This window comes from Aestuariivirga sp., from assembly GCF_047600585.1.
Classification (GTDB): domain Bacteria; phylum Pseudomonadota; class Alphaproteobacteria; order Rhizobiales; family Aestuariivirgaceae; genus Aestuariivirga.
Genome location: NZ_JASGKP010000001.1, coordinates 203,413 through 222,266 on the forward strand (window position 1 = coordinate 203,413; position 18,854 = coordinate 222,266).

Genomic DNA, 18,854 nt, shown 5'->3' on the forward strand with positions numbered 1-18,854 from the left:
TTTCATCTGGAACGTGCACGGCGCAACTAGGTTCCTGTCCAGCGGCGGCGCATGAGTTCGAGGACGCGTCTTGGTCCTGCCGGCCAGGCCGCGGGACCTGTGCTCACGGGCGCGTCAAGCAGCCGGAGATCGGCCACGATGGGGAGGTGATCGGAGGCGACCTCGGCAAGTTCGGAGGTGAGGACCCGCGCCGATACGCTCTCGATGCAGTCGCTGATGAAGATGCGGTCGAGCGCCAGCACGGGATAGGCGGAGGGGTAGCTGCATTGCCAACCGGTCGCCTCGCGCAGCAGGGTGCCGAAGGGGGTGAGGCCCGAGCGGCGCTTTTGCCGCCATTCATTGAAATCGCCCACCGCCACCACGTGCTCCCGGGTATGTTCCAGCACATAGTCCCGGATAGCCTTGGCCTGGAGTTGGCGTGACAGGCGGAGAAGGCCGAAATGAGTGGCGATGAAGTGCAGGGTCTGGCCATGCCACTTGAAGTCCACGGCTACGGCGCCGCGCGGTTCCAGTCCCGGAAGGCTGATGCGGCGGATGCGCTCCACCTCGCCCTTGCGATAGAGCACCACATTGCCGTGCCAGCCGTGGCTGAGACTTGTCGCGGGTGCGCTGGCAACCATCTTGTAGCCGCCCAGTCCTTCAAGATACCCGGGGTCCAGCAGGCCTGCCTTTTTTCCGAAGCGGGCGTCTGCCTCCTGAAGGGCAATGATGTCGGCATCGAGGGACTGAATGACGTCCGCCACCCGGCGCGGATCAAAGCGGCCATCCATGCCGATGCATTTGTGGACGTTGTATGATGCAACGCGGAGCAGGTTCGAATGCCCGCCGTGCTGATGCTCAGAGCCCAATGTTCTTGCTGCCTTGGAACCAACCACGTTTCTGCGAGTTCAACTTGCGTTGAAGGCAAAGACACTAACGCAGGATGACTGTCGCTGTTCCAATAGAAAACAGAAAATTGCAGGAAGTCCGGATTGCACCCGCTGGCGGGGCGTCATCCCGCACGCGCCTCGTCTGCAATGACAAGGATGCATTGGCTGTGCGGCTGGCGCTGATTGCGTCGGCTGTGCAATCGGTCGACCTGCAATACTACTATTGGGCGCCTGATCTTTCCGGCGGCATCATGATGGCGGCCGTCCTACAGGCCGCAGACCGTGGCGTAAAGGTTCGCATCCTCCTCGATGACTTCAACGCGGGAGGCCTCGACGGCAGCTTTTCGGCGCTCGACTCCCATCCCAACGTGGCAGTCCGCCTGTTCAATCCGCTGCGCTTCCGCATGAACGGCCTCCTGCGCATGATCGACTTCCTGTCGACCTTCGTGGCGGCCAACAACCGCATGCACAACAAGAACCTTGTCGTGGACCGGCGCCATGCGGTGGTGGGCGGCCGCAATCTGGGTGATCCCTATTTCGGCCTCGACCGTGGCACAAACTTCCACGACATCGACCTTCAGGTTGAAGGGGAGGGAGCGGCGGAAGCAGCCTCGATTTTCGATGCCTACTGGACCGCAACGGCAAGCAGGCGAGTCTCCCGGCTGATCGGCCGCAGCCCTGCGAAGCTCGCGCGCCTTCGCATCCAGCTGCGGGCCATGGAGAGCAGTGAGGATGCGCAGGAGCTGCTCCGCGAGGTCAGCCGGTTTGTCGATGCTGACAGACAGCATCCCCTGCAGGACGTTGCCCGTCTGGACATTGCGGCGGACCCTCCCGCCAAGGCCGTGCTCCGCGAACGGCCGGAGTGGGTCGGCCCCCGGATCGAGGCGCTCATCGCGTCGGCGCGGCGCGAGGTGGTGCTGCTGTCGCCTTACTTCATCCCCGGGACGGATGGTTGTGAACTGCTCGAACGGGTCGCGGCCCGCGGCGTGACCGTGAAGGTACTGACCAATTCATTGGCCGCAACTGATGTGGTCATCGCCCATAGCGGCTACGCCCGTTACCGCCGCCGCCTGCTGGCGGCAGGACTGGACCTCTACGAGCAGCCCGCCACGCTGCCGCGGGAGAAGATCAGGGTCTTCGGCTCACGCAAGGCGAGCCTCCACACCAAGTCCATTCTGGTCGATCGCGGGAAAGGGTTCCTCGGCTCGTTCAACTTTGACCCGCGCTCCAGATCGATCAACACGGAAATGGGACTGTTCTTCGAGGATGAAGGCTTGGGCGAAGACCTGGGGCGCGAGCTTGACCGGCACCTGGCGCATTGCCTGCGCGTTTCGGTGCAGGATGAGGTGATGGTGTGGAGCGATGCTGCAGGCAAGGTCGTCGCGCGGGGTGATGAGCCCTTTGCCGGACCGGGCCGGCGTCTGATCGCCTCCGTGGCCGGAGCCCTTCCGCTGGAGAGCCAGCTTTGAACACGAAGCGACATTCAACCCCGGCGATTGGGCGGGGAAACCGCATCTTCCGGCTGCGTCCGGGCTTCGCGGCAACCTGCGGCCAAGATTGCCATTGAGTGGAGCAAGGGAGTTGGATAGAACAAAAAGCGAACATGACAATGCTCACCCTTCAACAGAAGCTCGAAATCCTCAGCGACGCGGCGAAGTACGATGCCTCCTGCGCCTCGAGCGGGACTTCGAAACGGCATTCCGACAGTTCCGGCGGCTTGGGATCAACCGAGGGCCACGGAATCTGCCACGCCTATGCGCCGGACGGCCGGTGCATTTCACTTCTAAAGATCCTGATGACGAACTTCTGCATCTACGATTGCGCCTTCTGCGTGAACAGGGCGTCCAGCAATGTGCCGCGCGCCCGTTTCTCGGTGGAGGAGATCGTGACGCTGACGATCGAATTCTACCGCCGCAACTACATCGAGGGCCTGTTCCTCTCGTCCGGCATCATCCGCTCGCCGGACGCCACCATGAACGACATGGTGCGCGTGGTGAAGACGTTGCGGACCGCCCATGATTTCCGCGGCTACATCCACCTCAAGACGATCCCGCATGCCGATCCCGCCCTGATCGAAGAAGCGGGGCGCTATGCCGACCGGCTTTCGGTGAACATCGAATTTCCGTCGGATGACTCCTTCTCGCGGCTGGCGCCCGAGAAAGACGTGACCGAGATCAAGAAGGCCATGGCCGGCATCCGCAGCCACATCGCGGAGTCATCGGAAAAGACGCTGGTCACGAAGAGGAGCAAGACCTTCGCCCCGGCGGGACAGAGCACGCAGATGATCGTGGGGGCGGATGCCGCCGATGACACGGCGATCCTGTCGCGGGCCACGGCCCTTTACGGCAGTTATGGCCTGAAGCGGGTCTACTATTCGGCCTTCAGTCCCATTCCCGATTCGTCGCGCATTCTGCCGCTGATCAAGCCGCCCATGATGCGTGAGCATCGGCTCTATCAGGCGGATTGGCTGCTGAGGTTCTACGGCTTCACCCTGGAGGAGGTGACGTCGACAGCGGAGCAGGGCATGCTCGATCTTGCGGTTGATCCCAAGCTCGCCTTTGCGCTCCGGAACCGCGGCGCCTTCCCGGTGGATGTCAATGCGGCACCCCGCGAACTGCTCATGCGTGTGCCGGGCATGGGCGCGAAATCCGTGAAGAGGATTCTCGCGGCCCGCTGCCATGCCACACTGGGCTTCGAGGACCTCAAGCGCCTCGGGGTGAAGATGAAGGTGGCTAAGGCCTTTCTGGTGGCGCGGGACTGGTCGCCGCGGGGCATGCTGGATGGCGAGCATCTCCGCGCGTCGCTCGTGCAGCCCGAACAGCTGTCTCTGCTCTGATGCGTGAGCAGCGGCTTCCTACGGTCGGTTCCTTCGCGGTATGGCGCGCGCAGGCCCGGGACCTTGCCCTGCGCAACGTGCCTGCCGAGGAGGTATCGTGGCGGCGGCATGATGCGCCGCAGAGTCTGCTGTCGGGTGTTGATGACGCGCCACTCCCCCCGCCATCGGTCACGGCCTTGAACGTGCCGCAGTCGTTCCTCGACCTCGCGGAAGACGCCGCCTGCCACTCCGCCGCGGATGCGCATGACCTGCTCTATGGGCTGCTGCTTTGTGTGGTGAAAGAGCCGGGCCTCATGTCGAACCCGGCCGATCCGCTGCTGGCGCGGGTGCAGGCCATGGCGAAATCGGTCCGCCGCGACTGTCACAAGATGAAGGCTTTCGTACGCTTCCGCGAGTTGACGGGCGAAGGCACGGAACGGCGGCGCTTCGCGGCCTGGTTCGAGCCCGAGCATTATATCGTGGAACGCATGGCGGGCTTTTTCACCCGCCGTTTTGCAGACATGGATTGGCTGATCGCCACGCCGCGGGGCAGCCTCTCCTTCATCGCTGGCGCCTTGGCGTTTTCTGCGGAGGAGGCAGCCCGGCCACCGGACCACGATGATGTCGAAACCCTGTGGCGCACCTACTACGGCAGCATCTTCAATCCCGCCCGCCTCAAGGTGAAAGCCATGACGGCGGAGATGCCGAAGAAATACTGGAAGAATCTGCCCGAGGCCGCGTTGATCCCCGATCTCATCCGGACAGCCTCCGAACGGGCGCAGGCCATGCGCAATTCCATGCCGACGCTGCCGCCGGCCCATCTGGAGAAGATGAAGGCGCCTGCCGTCCAGCGTCCGGCTGAGCCCGCAGGCGGATTTCAAAACCTGGGTGAGCTTCACGACAGTGCCCGTCATTGCCAGCGCTGCGACCTCTGCCGCCATGCCACGCAAACGGTGTGTGGGGAGGGGCCCCAACAGGTGCGTCTCATGTTTGTCGGAGAGCAGCCGGGCGATCGCGAAGATATCGAGGGGCGCCCCTTTGTCGGGCCGGCTGGGCAGCTTTTTGATGAGGCGCTGGCGCAGGCAGGTCTTGCGCGCTCCGCTGTTTATGTCACCAATGCGGTGAAGCATTTCAAATTCCTGCCGCGTGGCAAGCGCCGCATTCACCAGCGGCCAAATACCAGTGAAATCGAAATCTGCAGGTGGTGGGTGACGCAGGAAATCGAACTCGTGCAGCCCGGACTGCTTGTGGCGATGGGTGCGACCGCTTTGCTGTCCCTCACCGGGGATGGCAGCCGCGTCATGGCGCGGCGCGGCAAGCCCGAAAGGACGGCAGACGGGCGCTTGCTTCTGCCCACCCTGCATCCCTCCGCCATCTTGCGGCATCCGGATCAAGAGGCCGCTCGCGAGTTGATATCACAGCTGCATCAGGACATCCGGGCCGCTGTGGCGCTCGCCGGTCATCCCGCCGCAGCAAGCGCGGCGCGGCAGTGAATGTCGACGGTGTCGAAGACGGGTACGGAGACATTGCCCGCATGGAGCAGCATGCCCACTTCGGTGCAGCCCAGAATGAGGCTGTCGGCGCCGGCTTGCACCAGCCGCTCCGCGATCTCCTGGAAGCGGAGCCTGCTGTCGTCCCGCACCTCGTCACGGCAGAGTTCTTCATAGATGATGCGGTGAACGGTCTGACGGTCGGGCTGTGATGGAATGACTGGAGCGAGACGGGCCGCTTCAAGGCGCTCGATGTAGAAAGGCTGCTCCATCGTAAAGGCGGTGGCCATCAGTCCGGGCCGCTTGAAACCCGCGCTGACGATCTCACTGGCGGTGGCATCCGCGATGTGAATGAAGGGGAGGTCGATACCCTCCATCACGGCGTCCGCTACCTTGTGCATGGTGTTGGTGGCAAGCAGCAGGATCTCCGCGCCACCGGCCTTGAGACCGCGCGCGGCTCGATTGAGAAACCGTCCGGCTGCGGCCCAGTCGCCGGCGCGCTGCATCTCTTCGATGGCCGAGAAATCCACCGAACGTATGAGAAGATCGGGAGAGGCGAGGCCGCCCTTCGCGTCCCGGTGGAGGTCGCACAGTCGGCGGTAGTAGACGAGTGTGGAGGCGGCGGACATGCCGCCCAGAATGCCGATTGTCTTCATGCCCCTGATGTCCAACAGCTGCTCAAGGTTTCCTGTTAACAGGATATTCGGGACGGCGACAGGTGCATTGCGAGGGCCCGCTCTCAACCGGATGGCTAGCCGGGACGGCGCGGGTTCAGTTCAAGCAGAATGTTCTTCGCGGCTTCCCGCACCTGCGGGATGGTGGCCTTCAGGATGGCGTTGCGGTCGAATTCGCCCGGCTGCGCCGCAAGAAAGCCGCGCAGTGCCGTGCCGAAGGCCATGCGGAGTTCGGTTCCGATGTTGAACTTCTTCACACAGTATTGCGTGGCGAGAAGCCTGCGCGTGGCGGAAGGAATGCCGCTTCCGCCATGCAGCACCAGTGGCACGTGGGTGACGGCCTGTATGGCGCGGAGCGCGGCAAGATTGATCTCCGCCTGTTTCTCCGTCTGGAGATGGACGTTGCCGATCGAGATGGCCAGCGCGTCGATTTCCGTCTCTTCCTCGAACCTGCGCGCCTCGTCCGGCGAGGTGGCGCTCGAGGCCGAACCACCGCTGTAGCCCACGACGCCAACCTCGCCTTCAATCGAGACGTTCACCTGGCGGGCGATGTCGACGACACTGCGGGTGAGGGCGATGTTTTCGGCAAGCGGCAGATGCGACCCGTCGATCATTACCGAGGTGAAGCCGCTGTCGATTCCCTCCTGGCACTCCGCCAGCGTGCGGGCGTGATCGATGTGGCAGACCACAGGCACGGACGCCTGCTCGGCGAGATGACGGAACATCTTGCCGAGGATCGGCACGGGCGTGTGCTTGCGGCAGCCGGGGCCTGCCTGCAGGATCACCGGCGTTCCCGCTTCTTCCGCCGCTTCCGTGAAGGCGAGCGCATCTTCCCAGCCGAGCACCACGAGGCCCGCAACGGCGTAGCCCCGCGCCATGGCCGGCTTCAGCACCTCGCTCAGGGTTGCCGCGGTCATTTGAACTTGGCGATCATGTCTTTGATCCCGGGGATCGTTTCGATCTGATAGGCGTGGGCCGGCTGGAAGAACTGCACCAGCGGCCGCTGGCTGAGGCCGCCCAGAATGGTGAAGTAGTACATCTCGTAGCCGGGTGCCGCGACACAGGGGTGAAAGCCCTGCTCGAGAATGATGGTGGAGCCATCGACCAGATGATAGGCGTCGCCCACCTTTCCGTCTTCGCGCTGCACGAGTTGCAGGCCGAAACCATGATTGGGCCGGAAGCGGAAATTGTAGGTCTCGTCGTGGCGCGTCTCCAGCGGAAGACGGTCGGTGTCGTGCTTGTGGGGCGGAAAGCCGGACCAGCCGCCCTGTCCGACGGTGAAGAGTTCGGAGACCAGCAACCGTCCCACCTTGCCGTGATACTTGCTGCCGAGAATATGCTTGATCTTGCGGTGCGTCTTGGTCTCGTCGGAGCCGTACTGCACCACATCGATATCGGCGGCGCGCACCGCGAAGGGCGCAAGATCGCCATCGAACTTCGCGCCCGCGATGAAGATTTCCGCCGCGGGCGAAACGCAGGTGAACGTGGCCTTGGCCCCCTGCGGGACATAGACGCCTTCCGGTTCGCCATCCCAGACATCGATGCCGCGCTGGCCGATGCCGTTGAAGGACTCTCCCTCCACGGTCACGTCGATCCGCCCGGTCGCGGGGACGATCGCCGTCTCATAGCCCGGCACTTGGTAGGTAAAGGATTGACCGGCGCGGAGCTTGACGATGTTGAAGTAGTTCAGCGGCACGCGCGCATCATCGGTGTCGATGATGGGGCGGTTGCCGTTGTCGTGGGGTGGAATGTGCATCGGTGGTCCTCAGCGTGCTGACCTGGAGAGGAAGGCGTGAACTTCGGCGGCGTCCGGCATGGCGGGAGCGCAGCCCACCCGGGTGACGACGATGGCGGCGGTGGCGGCACCACGGCGCACGGCGGCGGGCAGGCTTTCACCCGCGGCGAGGCCAGAGATCAGTCCGCCCATGAAGCCGTCGCCCGCACCGGTCGGCTTGAGGGCGGTGACGGGGAAGGGTGCGGTGAAGAACTGTTCCTTGCCGTGAAAGGTGCGGCAGCCGCTGGCACCCATCTTGTAGATGACGATGCGGTTGTGCTCCTGCGCCATGGCCCCGGCGAGGCGCTCGCCGCCATCTCCACCGGCAAGCACGGCGAATTCCTCGTCATTGCCGACGATGATGTCGCAGAGGTTCGCAGCTTTCATGCAGACCGCGCGGGCTTCATCACGGGAGATCCACGAATAGGGTCGGTAGTCGATGTCGATGATGGTGACGAGACCTTGGGCGCGGGCCCGGTTCAGGGCTTCCAGAGTGGCGCTGCGCGAGTGCTCTCGGGCGAGCGCCGTTCCCGTCACGATCAACGCGCCATAGGAGGTGTAGTCGATGGCGGCAGCGGCAGTGGCGGTCACTTCGAAGTCGGCGGCGCCATTGCGGTAGATCACGGACTGGCAGTTCTCGGCCTTCGTCTCCACCACGGCGAGCGAATTCCGGGCCTCACCACCCACCGCATGGATGTGACGCGTATCAATGCCGTATGATTGCAATGCGTTCAGGGTGTAGCGGCCCACGGCATCGTCCGAGATGGCGGTGAAGAGTGCTGCGTGCCCGCCCTGACGCACGATGCCGACGGCAATGTTGGCCGCAGAGCCGCCGAGGGCCGCCGTGAAGCGGGTGGCGTGTTCGGTCTCGGTGCCGGGCGGATCGGCATAGAGAATCCAGTCCGGCCCGGCCGACAACGAGAAACCTGTTCCGCCGCAACCGTTCCATTGTGTCAGACGCCCTGCCGCTGGCGCTCGCGCCTGCGGGCTTCGACATCTTCGTGGGCCTTCAGCACCTCGGGCCGTTTCGAAACGGAGGGTGTGCCCATTTCCCACCAGGTGTGGCCTTCCTGGGTCCAGCCATCGAAGGCATCGACCTTCAGGCAGATGACATAGGTCTTCTTCGCGGCTTGCGCCCGGGCGAAGGCCTCCTTCAGTTCTGCGATGGAGTGCACATCTTCGGCGGATGCACCCATGGTGCGGGCGTGGGTGGCGAAGTCGACGGCGAAGGGCTCGCCCTCGATGTTGCAGTCGGCGATGAGGTTGTTGAAGGAGACGTTGCCGGTGTTGTTCTGCAGCTTGTTGATGACGGCGAAGCCACCGTTGTCGCAGACGATGATGATCAGCTTGCGTCCGCTCAGCACCGAAGAATAGATGTCCGAGTTCATCATCAGGTAAGAGCCGTCGCCGGTGAAGACGATTGTCTGGCGCTCGGGTTCCGATTCCATCTGGGCGATCCGCGCGCCCCAGCCGCCGGCGATCTCGTAGCCCATGCAGGAATAGCCGAACTCCACATCGACGGTGCCGGGCGAGAGGGTGCGCCAGTTGGCGGCCACCTCAGCCGGAAGACCGCCCGCTGCGGCCACAACGCGGTCGCGCGGATGGCAGAGGCCGTTGATGGCGCCGATCACCTGGGCATAGGACATGGGCCGGTTGCGGCCTTCCTCTGTGGTGGGCGAGGTGTTGCGGTCGACATAGCCGTCCCAGGCGCGGCGCTCCTGGTCTGCAAAGCCGGCCCAGGCTTGTGGCGCGCGGTGGCTGCCGAGATTTTCTGTTAGCTGCTGGAGCGAGAGCTTGGCATCACCGACGACGGCGGTGGCCATGTGCTTCGTGGCGTCGTGACGGCCGACATTGATGGTGATGATCTTCGCGTCGCGGTGGAAGGCTGTCCACGATCCGGTGGTGAAATCCTGCAAACGCGTGCCGGCGGCGAGCACGCAGTCGGCGTCCGCGGCGATCGCGTTGGCCGAGTTCGATCCGGTCACGCCGATGGGCCCGATGTTGAGCGGGTGCCCGTGCAGCAGGTTGGCCCGTCCGGCGATGGTTTCGACGACCGGAATGTTGTGGCGCTCGGCGAAGGCGACGAGGTCTTCCGTGGCGCCCGAATACTGCACGCCGCCGCCTGCAATGATGATGGGTTTGTGAGCTGCGCGAAGGAGATCGGCTGCCGCCTTCACTTCAAGCGCGTCGGGAGACTGGCGGCGGATGTGATGGGTGCGCTCCTCGAAGAATGCGATGGGGTAATCGTAACTCCAGCCCTGCACGTCCTGCGGCAGGCCGAGGAAGACCGGGCCGCAATCGGCGGGATCCAGCATGGTTGCGATGGCGCGCGGCAGCGACTGGATGATCTGCGCGGGGTGGGTGATGCGGTCCCAGTAGCGGCAGACACTCTTGAAGGTATCGTTCACGCTCAGGGTGGGGTCGCCGAAGTGTTCCACCTGCTGCAGGACGGGGTCGGGCAGGCGGGTCACGTAGGTATCACCGCAGAGGAAGAGGATGGGGAGGCGGTTGGTGTGGGCAACCGCCGCCGCGGTCACCATGTTGGTGGTGCCGGGGCCTGCCGAGGCGGTTGCGAACATGAAGCGGCGGCGCAGCTTCTGCTTGGCATAGGCCACGGCGGCAAGTGCCATGGATTGCTCGTTCTGGCCGCGCCAGAGGGGAAGCTCCTTGCGGAATTCGTGCAGGGCCTCGCCCAGGCAGATGACATTGCCATGGCCAAAGATGCCGAAGCCGCCGCCGCAGAGGCGCTGCCGCACGCCTTCGATTTCAATGAATTGGCTGGCAAGATGGCGCACGAGGGCCTGCGCCATGGTCAGGCGGATGGTGCGGGGCGGCTGCGGCATGGATCTCTCCCGGACGTCTTGACGGAAGAGATTATGTCGTGTGTACTCACATTGCAAGCGCTTGCAATAAATCAGTCGGGAGGCTGGCGTGCGGCAGATCGGGATCGGCATCGTCGGGGGCGGCTATATGGGCAAGGCCCATTCCGTGGCGATGGGGGCCGTGGGCGCCGTGTTCGATACGGCGCACCGGCCCTCCCTCGAGATGATCTGCACCACGACCGAGCAGGGCGCGGCGGAGAAGGCGCGGGCCTTCGGCTTCAAGCGCTCCACGGCGGACTGGCGCACACTTGTGGACGACCCTGCTGTCGAGGCCGTGGTCATCGCGAGTCCGCAGGAGACCCATCAGGAGATTGCGCTGGCTGCCTTCGACAAGGGCAAGCACGTGCTCTGCGAGAAGCCGCTGGGTCTCGGGCTTGAACAATCCCGCACCATGGCGGTGGCCGCGACGAAAAGCGGCTGCATCCACATGGTGGGCTTCAACTACATCCGCACGCCTGCTTCTCAACTGGCCCGCCAGATCATCGCGCGGGGAGAGATCGGTGACATCACCTTCCTCCGCGCTGAACATACCGAGGACTTTCTTGCCGATCCGCAGATGCCCGGCGACTGGCGGACGCAGGGCCGCGCCAACGGCAACATGGGTGATCTCTCGCCCCACATTCTCAATGCAGCACTGGCGCTCGCCGGGCCGATCACCTCGCTCGTGGCCGACATTGCCACGGTCCACAAGACACGTGGCGGCCTGGCCGTGGGCAACGATGACCAGAGCGCCATCATGTGCCGCTTCGCCAGTGGCGCCATGGGGCAGCTTTTCATCAGCCGCATCGCCACCGGCCGCAAGATGGGTTACGCCTACGAAATCTACGGCACCAAGGGCTCCATCCGCTTCGATCAGGAAGACCAGAACGCCCTCTGGCTCTACCGAGCCGAAGGCCCCGAAGAACGGCGGGGCTTCGCCAAGATCCTGACAGGCCCGCTGCATCCAGACTACAAGCCCTTCTGCCTCGGGCCCGGTCACGGCACCGGATATCAGGACCAGATCATCATCGAGGCGCGCGACTTCCTGCAGGCGATCCACGAGGGCAAGCCGCGCTGGCCGACATTTGACGACGGCGTTCTCGTGAACCAGCTCATCGAGGCGAGCTGGCGCTCCCACGAAACGCGGCAATGGATTCAGCTATCCGATGTCTGAGAGAATGAAATGACCATCAAGATTGGAAATGCCCCCTGTTCCTGGGGTGTGGAGTTTGCCGACGACCCGCGCAATCCGCCGTGGCAGCGGGTGCTCGATGAGTGCAAGGCTGCCGGATATGACGGTATCGAGCTGGGCCCCATCGGCTTCATGCCGGAAGACCCGGCGGTGCTGGCGGATGCGCTCGCGGCACGTGACCTGACGCTGGTGGGCGGCGTGGTCTTCAGGCCGTTTCATGATCCCGCCCGCTGGGACGAGGTCAAGGATGCCGCCATCCGCACCTGCAAGTCACTCGTCAGCCATGGCGCACGTCATCTGGTGCTGATCGATTCCATCTCGCCCCGCCGTGCGCTCACCGCGGGCCGGCCAGCAGAAGCCGAACAGATGACGGCGGCGGAATGGAAGGGCTTCGCCTCCCGCTTCCGCGACATCGCCCGCATGGGCAGCGACGAGTACGGCCTCACTGTCTCGGTTCATCCCCATGCCGCAGGCTTCGCGGACTTCGAGGTGGAAACCGAACGCCTGCTGGGCGACATTGACGAGAGGCTTCTCAAGCTCTGTCTCGACACCGGCCACAGCCACTACGCCGCCTTCGATCCGCTGCCGTTCATGAAGCGGCACCGGGCACGATTGGCATACGTGCATTTCAAGGACATCGATCCCGCAGTGCGCGCCGATGTGGTGGCCAAGCGGACCGGATTTTATGATGCCTGCGGGCAGGGCATCTTCTGCAACCTGGGCAAGGGCATGACCGATTTCAAGGCGGTGCGGAGCTTCCTGCTCGAGACCGGCTATGACGGCTGGTGCACGGTGGAGCAGGATTGCGACCCCGCCGGTACGACGGTTCCCGTCAACGATGCGCGGGCAAACCGCGCCTTCCTGCAATCCATCGGTTTCTGATTTCGGAGCGGCAACATGGCACGATTGAACTGGGGCATGGTGGGGGGCGGCGAAGGCAGCCAGATCGGGCCTGTGCATCGCATCGCCTCGGCGCTGGATACGCGCTTCGACTTCAAGGCCGCGGCGCTCGATGCGGATGCGGAGAAGGGCCGCGCCTATGCCCGGTCGCTCGGCATTGCGCCGGACCGTGCCTATGGCACCTGGCAGGAGATGCTGGCGGGTGAAAGCAATCGCAGCGACAAGCTCGACCTCGTGACGGTTGCCACGCCGAACGCAACCCACTTCGAGATCACCAAGGCGTTTCTGGAAGCGGGGATCAACGTGCTCTGCGAGAAGCCGATGACCGTGACGGTGGAGGAGGCGGAAACAATCGTCGCCACCGCGAAGCGCACCGGCACCATCTGTGCGGTGAACTACGGCTACACCGGTTATCCTCTGGTGCGGCACATGCGGGCGATGGTCGCCCGCGGTGATCTCGGCAAGATCAGGCTTATCGTTGTGGAGTTCTCGCACGGCTTCCATGCCGATGCTTCGCAGGCCGACAATCCGCGCATGCGCTGGCGCTATGACCCGTCACAGGCCGGCGTCTCCGGACAGTTCGCCGATTGCGGCATTCATGCGCTCCACATGGCAAGCTTCGTCTCGGGCCAGAATGCCCACATGCTCTCTGCCGATTTCGCCTCGACCATCGCCAGCCGCGAACTCGAGGATGATGCCATGGTGAACGTGCGCATGGATGGCGGCACCACGGTGCGCCTGTGGACCAGTTCGGTGGCGGTGGGCAGTTTCCACGGTCTCAACATCCGCGTGTTCGGGGAGAAGGGCGGCTTGCGCTGGGCCCAGCAGTGGCCCGACCAGCTTTTCTGGACGCCGCTCAATGGCCGCACCGAAACGATGGAGCGTGGCATGGGCGGTCTTTCGGCCGATGCCGAGCGGGCGACGCGCATTGCCGCCGGCCATTCCGAGGGCATGCTGGTGGCCTTTGCCAACATCTATGCCGATCTTGCCGATGTCATCGAAGCAGGCCGCGCCGGGCGTGCCCCGACACCCGAGGCGCTGCATTTCCCCACGGCCGAAGATGGCCTCCGGTCGATTGCAGCCATCCGCGCCTCCGTTGCCTCGTCGCGGGCGGGTGGCGCCTGGGTGGTGGCAGAGCCTGCCAGCCTGAAGCGCTAGCGCGCGCGCAGGGTGCCGCGCAGCACCACCTCGCACGGGAATGGCCTGCCGGAGGTGTCGCCCTCTTCACCGCTCACAACCTTGATGGCGCGGTCGACGGAGGCCACAATGATCTCTGCAATGGGCTGGCGGATGGTGGAGAGATTGTAGGCGGGCCACGAGGCCATGGCGATGTCGTTGAAGCCGAGGATGCCGATGTCCTCCGGCACGCGCCGTCCATGCTCCTTGCAGGCATCGAGCGCGCCGATCGCCAGGATGTCGTCGCCGCAGAAGACGGCGTCGATCTTGTTGCCTTGAAGCAGCGTGGCCATCATCTGCCTTCCGCCCTCGTGGGAGTAGCTAGCGGCAAAGACTTTCGTGACCGCAGCCGTGCCGCCCACCTGTAAGCCGCTCTCGAAGCCCTTCAGGCGCTCGATGGTCGAGGTGGCCTGCTGCGGCCCGCCAAGGAAGGCGATGTGCCGATAGCCCCTCGACAGCAGGACCTCGGCGGCAAGCCTGCCGCCCTGGCGGTTGTCCGCACCGACCACTTGCACCGATGACTGCCGTGCCGCCTTGCCGAAGGCATGGATCACGGGAATTCCCGCTGCCTTGCAGCCCGCGATGAAATCTGCCGACACAGTCGAGGATGCCACGATCACGGCATCCACGCTGTATTGCCGAAGCATGGAGACGGCTTCTTCCGGCCCCGGAAGGCCCGAGAGATTGACGAGAAGCGGCCGCAGGCCATGTTCCTGCAGCTTGCGGGTGAAGAGATCGAAGATCTCCATGAAGGCGGGATTGTCGAAGTTGTTTGAGACAAGGCCGATGAGCTCGGTGCGGCCCGTCATCAGGCTGCGGGCCATGACGTTGGGCTGGTAGCCAAGTGTCTCTGCCGCGGCGAGGATCTTCTTGCGAGTAGCCGGGGAAACGCTGGCCCCTGGCGTATAGGTGCGGGACACGGCCGAGATCGATACGCCGGCGAGCATCGCCACATGCTGTGCCGTCACCCGTTTCGCCTTTGCCGTTCCGTGCTCTGTGGACACGCCGTGGACCTGCCAATTGTCGCCGGTCAGTGCTGTTCGGGTCCGGCCTCCACCGGATTTGTCCCCTGGGCCGGGGGAAGTCAATCGGAGGGCTGCCCCTTCAGCCGCATGTCCCGGCATCGGTCAGTCCGGTAACCTAGCGTTAGTCTTGCAAGGTTCGGACAGGCTCGACTCAATAGCCATCTCCCAAAGGTCCCGTGGCCGCGAATCAGTCGCGGCGCGGGAATTGGTTTCGGCACCTCTCGGGAGAACCCTCATGTCGATCGTTTCCAGCCTGTCAACCCGCCAGATTGCAGCGTTGAGTACGACGGCCGTGAAGGCCCTCACCACAACGGACATCCAGGCGCTCAGCACGACGCAGGTTGCGGCACTTTCCGCAACCCAGATCAACGCCATGGAGACGACAGACCTCCAGGCCATGGCCGATACCCAGATCCAGGGCATCTCGGTGACGGCGACCAAGGGCCTGATCGCCGACACGCTGATCGCCATGACCGATACCCAGACGGCGGCGCTCACCACCAACCAGATCTCGAACCTGCAAACCAGCGCGGTCGAAGCACTGAACTCCACCGACGTGCAGGGCTGGAGCACGACGCAGCTTGCGGCCCTCACCTCCAAGCAGCTTGCCGGCCTCACCACAACGTCCCTTGCCGACTTCACCGACACGCAGCTCGGCAGCCTGACCTCCACGCAGCTTCGCGGCCTGACCACCACGCAGCTCAACAGCATGGCGGACACACAGCTCAACGCCATCACCGTCACCGATCTGTCGACGACCCAGATCAAGGGCATGACCACGACGGCGCTCGCCGCCCTGTCGACCACCCAGGCGCAGTCGCTGACCGCGACCCAGATCGGCCAGCTCTCGGCTGCCGGCCTCGAAGCGCTGAGTTCGGAAGAAATTCAGGGCTGGAGCAACGCGCAGCTCGCCGCCGTCACCTCGCGCCAGCTTGCCGGCCTCACCACCACCGGCCTTGCCGATTTCGAGACGACCCAGCTTGGCTCTCTGACCTCCACGCAGGTGAGAGGCCTCACCACCGCGCAGTTGAACAACCTCGCGACGACCCAGCTCAATGCCCTCAACGTTACCGACCTCTCGACGATCCAGATTTCGGGCCTCAACGCCACGGGTGCGGGCAACCTGTCGTCCACCCAGGCGCAGGGCCTCGCAACCCTCCAGATCGCCGCGCTCTCGACCACGGCGTTGAGCTCGCTTGCCTCGACCGATATCCAGGCCTGGAGTAACGGGCAGCTGGGCGCCGTCACCTCCCGCCAGCTGGCCGGTCTCTCGACCACGGCGATCGCCAACTTCTCGGACACGCAGTTGGGCGCGCTCACCACCACCCAGGTGCAGGGCCTCTCCACCACCCAGCTCAACAACCTCGCCACGACCCAGTTGAACGCGCTGGACGTGACGAAACTGAGCGGCCTGCAGATCAAGGGCCTCAGCACCACCACCCTTGATGCGCTCTCGACCACGCAGGCGCAGTCGCTCACCGCAGCGCAGATCGCCACGCTGTCCTCGTCCGGCATCGAGGCCCTCAGCTCGGATGAAATCCAGGGCTGGAACACCACCCAGCTCGCTGCCCTCACCAGCCGCCAGCTTTCGGCATTGAGCTCCGCTGCTCTCGCCGACTTCTCGACCACGCAGATCGGCAACCTGACCTCGACGCAGCTTCGTGGTCTCACCGCCTCGCAGTTGAATGGGCTCGATACCGCTCAGCTCAACGCCATCAACGTGACCAATCTTTCGACCTTGCAGGTGTCGGGCCTCAGTTCCACCGCCGTCAGCAATCTCGACACCACGCAAGCCCGGGCCTTCACCACATCGCAGGTTGCCGCCCTGTCGGCGAGCGCGCTCGGGGCCGTTTCCTCGACCGACCTGCAGGCCTGGGACACGACCCAGCTTGCCGCCATCACCAGCCGCCAGCTCTCCGGCCTTTCGACCACGGCGATCGCCAATTTCTCCGACACGCAGCTCGGCAGCCTCACCACCACGCAGGTGCAGGGTCTCTCGACCTCGCAGCTCAACAACCTCGCCACCACCCAGCTCAATGCGCTCAATGTGGATGACCTCTCGGTCGTGCAGGTGAAGGGCCTGACCACCACCACGCTCGATGCGCTTTCCACGACACAGGCGCAGTCGCTGACCACCGCGCAGATCAGCGCGCTTGCGGCAACGGGCATTGATGCCCTCAGCTCCGACGAAGTGCAGGGTTGGGATACGACCCAGCTTGCCGCCCTCACCTCCCGCCAGATCGGCGGCCTGTCGACGACAGCGCTGGCCGACTTCACCGATACGCAACTCGGCAGCCTTACCACCACGCAGATGCTGGGCCTCTCCACCACCCAGCTCAACAATCTCGACACCACGCAGCTCAATGCGCTTGACGTGACGAAGCTCTCGGTCACCCAGATCAAGGGCCTCACCTCCACCACCTTCGATGCGCTCTCCACCACCCAGGCGCAGGCGCTCACCACCACCCAGATCGCCGCCATGTCGGCGACAGGAGTCGAGGCTCTCAGCTCCGATGAAGTGCAGGGCTGGAGCAACAATCAGCTGGGCGCGCTCACCTCGCGGCAGATCGCCGGCCTCACCACCACTGCACTGGCCGATTTCTCCACCACACAGCTGGGCAGCCTCACCTCCACGCAGGTTCGCGGTCTCACCGCCTCGCAGCTCAACAGTCTCGATACCACGCAGCTTCAGGCCCTCAACGTCACCGACCTCTCGACGGTGCAGATCGGCGGCCTGAATTCGACCGGCGTCGGCAATCTCTCCAGCACTCAGGCCCGCGCACTCACCACCGCCCAGGTGGCGGCGCTCACAACCACGGCGCTCAGTGCGATTGCCTCGGATGACGTGCAGGCCTGGGCCAACACCCAGCTCAACGCCATCACCACGCGCCAGCTCTCTGCCCTCTCGACCACAACGCTGGCCAACTTCTCCGACACGCAGTTGGGCAGCCTCACCACCACCCAGGTGCAGGGTCTCTCGACCTCGCAGCTCAACAACCTCGCCACGACGCAGCTCAATGCGCTGAACGTCGACGATCTCTCCACCTCGCAGATCCGCGGCCTGACCTCCACCACGGTGGATGCACTGTCGGATACCCAGGCGCAGGCCCTGACGGCGGCACAGATCGCGGTCATGTCCTTCACCAACATCGAAGCGCTGAGCTCCACCGACATCGGCGGCTGGAACACGACGCAGATCGGCAGCCTCAGTTCCGGTCAGCTCGCCGGCCTCACGGCCACCGGCCTTCAGGACATGTCCACCACGCAGTTCTCCGAACTCACCTCCGCGCAGGTGCGCGGCATCACCGCCACGCAGCTCAATGGCGTGGCCTCGGATTACCTGCAGGCCCTCGACATCACCACACTTTCCACGGTGCAGGTCTCCGGTCTCGACACCACGGCCATCGGCAATCTCTCCAGCACCCAGGCGCAGGCCCTGTCCACGGCCCAGATCGGCGCGCTCTCGGCAACCAGCCTCGGTGCGCTCGGCTCGACCGACATCCAGGCGTGGGATGCATCCCAGCTTGGCGCTGTCACCGCGACGCAGCTTGGCGGTCTCTCGACCGACGATGTCGCCGACTTCAGCACCACACAGCTCAGCAGCCTCAGCACTACGCAGGTTCGCGGCCTGACCACGACACAGCTCAACACCCTCGACACCACGCAGGTGAACGCTCTGAACGCCTCCGACCTCTCCACCCTTCAGGTTGCGGGCATCACCGCCACCGGCATCGGCAGCTTCACCGATACCCAGATCGGTACACTGACGGCGGCACAGTTCGGCGTCCTGCAGACCGGCGCGCTCAACGCGCTCTCCACCGACGCCATGGGCGCCCTCACGGCCCAGCAGGCTGCGGCCCTCACGCTGCTGCAGCTCAATTCCATGAGCACCACGAACTTCGCGGCCATGAGCGAGACAACCGGCATTCCGGCGCTGAGCACCTCGGCCATCGCCGGCATCACCACGGCCCAGATCGCCGCGCTCTCAACCACGCAGGCCAACGCCTTCACCTCCGGCCAGATCGGGGTGATGAGCAACGCCCAGGTCGAAGCCCTGATCGCCGCCGCCAACGCATGA

The 18,854-nt window shown here is 64.5% G+C and carries 14 protein-coding genes; 7 read left to right on the forward strand and 7 right to left on the reverse strand.

Annotated elements, in window-relative coordinates:
- Positions 1 to 26: 26 nt before the first annotated feature.
- Positions 27 to 848 carry an endonuclease/exonuclease/phosphatase family protein gene (locus QM801_RS00910; RefSeq protein ID WP_415017332.1) on the reverse strand — a complete coding sequence of 274 codons (822 nt, stop codon included), beginning with the start codon at positions 846 to 848 and terminating at the stop codon, positions 27 to 29.
- Positions 849 to 955: 107 nt separating this feature from the next.
- Between QM801_RS00910 and QM801_RS00915 the strand changes: the two genes are divergently transcribed.
- From QM801_RS00915 to QM801_RS00925, 3 genes are all read left to right on the forward strand, one after another.
- Positions 956 to 2,338: a phospholipase D-like domain-containing protein gene (locus QM801_RS00915; RefSeq protein WP_415017333.1), complete on the forward strand. Its 1,383-nt coding sequence runs from the start codon at positions 956 to 958 to the stop codon at positions 2,336 to 2,338.
- 140 nt (positions 2,339 to 2,478) lie between these two features.
- Positions 2,479 to 3,705, forward strand: coding sequence for a putative DNA modification/repair radical SAM protein (locus QM801_RS00920; protein ID WP_415020869.1), 1,227 nt, complete (start codon positions 2,479 to 2,481; stop codon positions 3,703 to 3,705).
- Positions 3,705 to 5,177: a UdgX family uracil-DNA binding protein gene (locus tag QM801_RS00925; protein ID WP_415017334.1), complete on the forward strand. Its 1,473-nt coding sequence runs from the start codon at positions 3,705 to 3,707 to the stop codon at positions 5,175 to 5,177. The genes QM801_RS00920 and QM801_RS00925 overlap by 1 nt, the downstream gene beginning before the upstream one ends.
- On the opposite strand, the gene QM801_RS00930 is transcribed toward QM801_RS00925, so the two are convergent.
- The 5 genes from QM801_RS00930 to iolD all read right to left on the reverse strand — a co-directional run bounded on the left by QM801_RS00930 (position 5,144) and on the right by iolD (position 10,465).
- Entirely contained in the window at positions 5,144 to 5,830 is a 687-nt protein-coding gene (locus tag QM801_RS00930) for an aspartate/glutamate racemase family protein (protein ID WP_415017335.1), read from the reverse strand. The genes QM801_RS00925 and QM801_RS00930 overlap by 34 nt on opposite strands.
- A gap of 95 nt (positions 5,831 to 5,925) precedes the next feature.
- Positions 5,926 to 6,765, reverse strand: a complete 840-nt coding sequence (locus QM801_RS00935; protein ID WP_415017336.1) for a class II fructose-bisphosphate aldolase — start codon at positions 6,763 to 6,765, stop codon at positions 5,926 to 5,928.
- Positions 6,762 to 7,604, reverse strand: coding sequence for a 5-deoxy-glucuronate isomerase (locus QM801_RS00940; RefSeq protein ID WP_415017337.1), 843 nt, complete (start codon positions 7,602 to 7,604; stop codon positions 6,762 to 6,764). The genes QM801_RS00935 and QM801_RS00940 overlap by 4 nt, the downstream gene beginning before the upstream one ends.
- Positions 7,605 to 7,613: 9 nt before the next feature.
- On the reverse strand, positions 7,614 to 8,540 hold the full coding sequence (locus tag QM801_RS00945) for a PfkB family carbohydrate kinase (protein WP_415017338.1): 927 nt from the start codon (positions 8,538 to 8,540) through the stop codon (positions 7,614 to 7,616).
- A 35-nt stretch (positions 8,541 to 8,575) separates the two neighbouring features.
- Entirely contained in the window at positions 8,576 to 10,465 is a 1,890-nt protein-coding gene (iolD, locus tag QM801_RS00950) for a 3D-(3,5/4)-trihydroxycyclohexane-1,2-dione acylhydrolase (decyclizing) (protein ID WP_415017339.1), read from the reverse strand.
- Between the two features lie 88 nt (positions 10,466 to 10,553).
- Here iolD and QM801_RS00955 point away from each other — a divergent pair, with 88 nt between their 5' ends.
- From QM801_RS00955 to QM801_RS00965, 3 genes are read left to right on the forward strand one after another with little or no spacing between them, the layout of a single operon-like run.
- Positions 10,554 to 11,657, forward strand: a complete 1,104-nt coding sequence (locus QM801_RS00955) for a Gfo/Idh/MocA family protein (RefSeq protein ID WP_415017340.1) — start codon at positions 10,554 to 10,556, stop codon at positions 11,655 to 11,657.
- 9 nt (positions 11,658 to 11,666) lie between these two features.
- Positions 11,667 to 12,557 (forward strand): sugar phosphate isomerase/epimerase family protein, encoded by an 891-nt coding sequence (locus QM801_RS00960; RefSeq protein ID WP_415017341.1) that lies wholly within the window; start codon positions 11,667 to 11,669, stop codon positions 12,555 to 12,557.
- Positions 12,558 to 12,572: 15 nt separating this feature from the next.
- Positions 12,573 to 13,733, forward strand: coding sequence for a Gfo/Idh/MocA family protein (locus QM801_RS00965; RefSeq protein ID WP_415017342.1), 1,161 nt, complete (start codon positions 12,573 to 12,575; stop codon positions 13,731 to 13,733).
- Here QM801_RS00965 and QM801_RS00970 read toward each other — a convergent pair.
- Positions 13,730 to 14,755, reverse strand: a complete 1,026-nt coding sequence (locus tag QM801_RS00970; protein WP_415017343.1) for a LacI family DNA-binding transcriptional regulator — start codon at positions 14,753 to 14,755, stop codon at positions 13,730 to 13,732. The genes QM801_RS00965 and QM801_RS00970 overlap by 4 nt on opposite strands.
- A 256-nt stretch (positions 14,756 to 15,011) precedes the next feature.
- Between QM801_RS00970 and QM801_RS00975 the strand changes: the two genes are divergently transcribed.
- Positions 15,012 to 18,854: a beta strand repeat-containing protein gene (locus QM801_RS00975; RefSeq protein WP_415017344.1), complete on the forward strand. Its 3,843-nt coding sequence runs from the start codon at positions 15,012 to 15,014 to the stop codon at positions 18,852 to 18,854.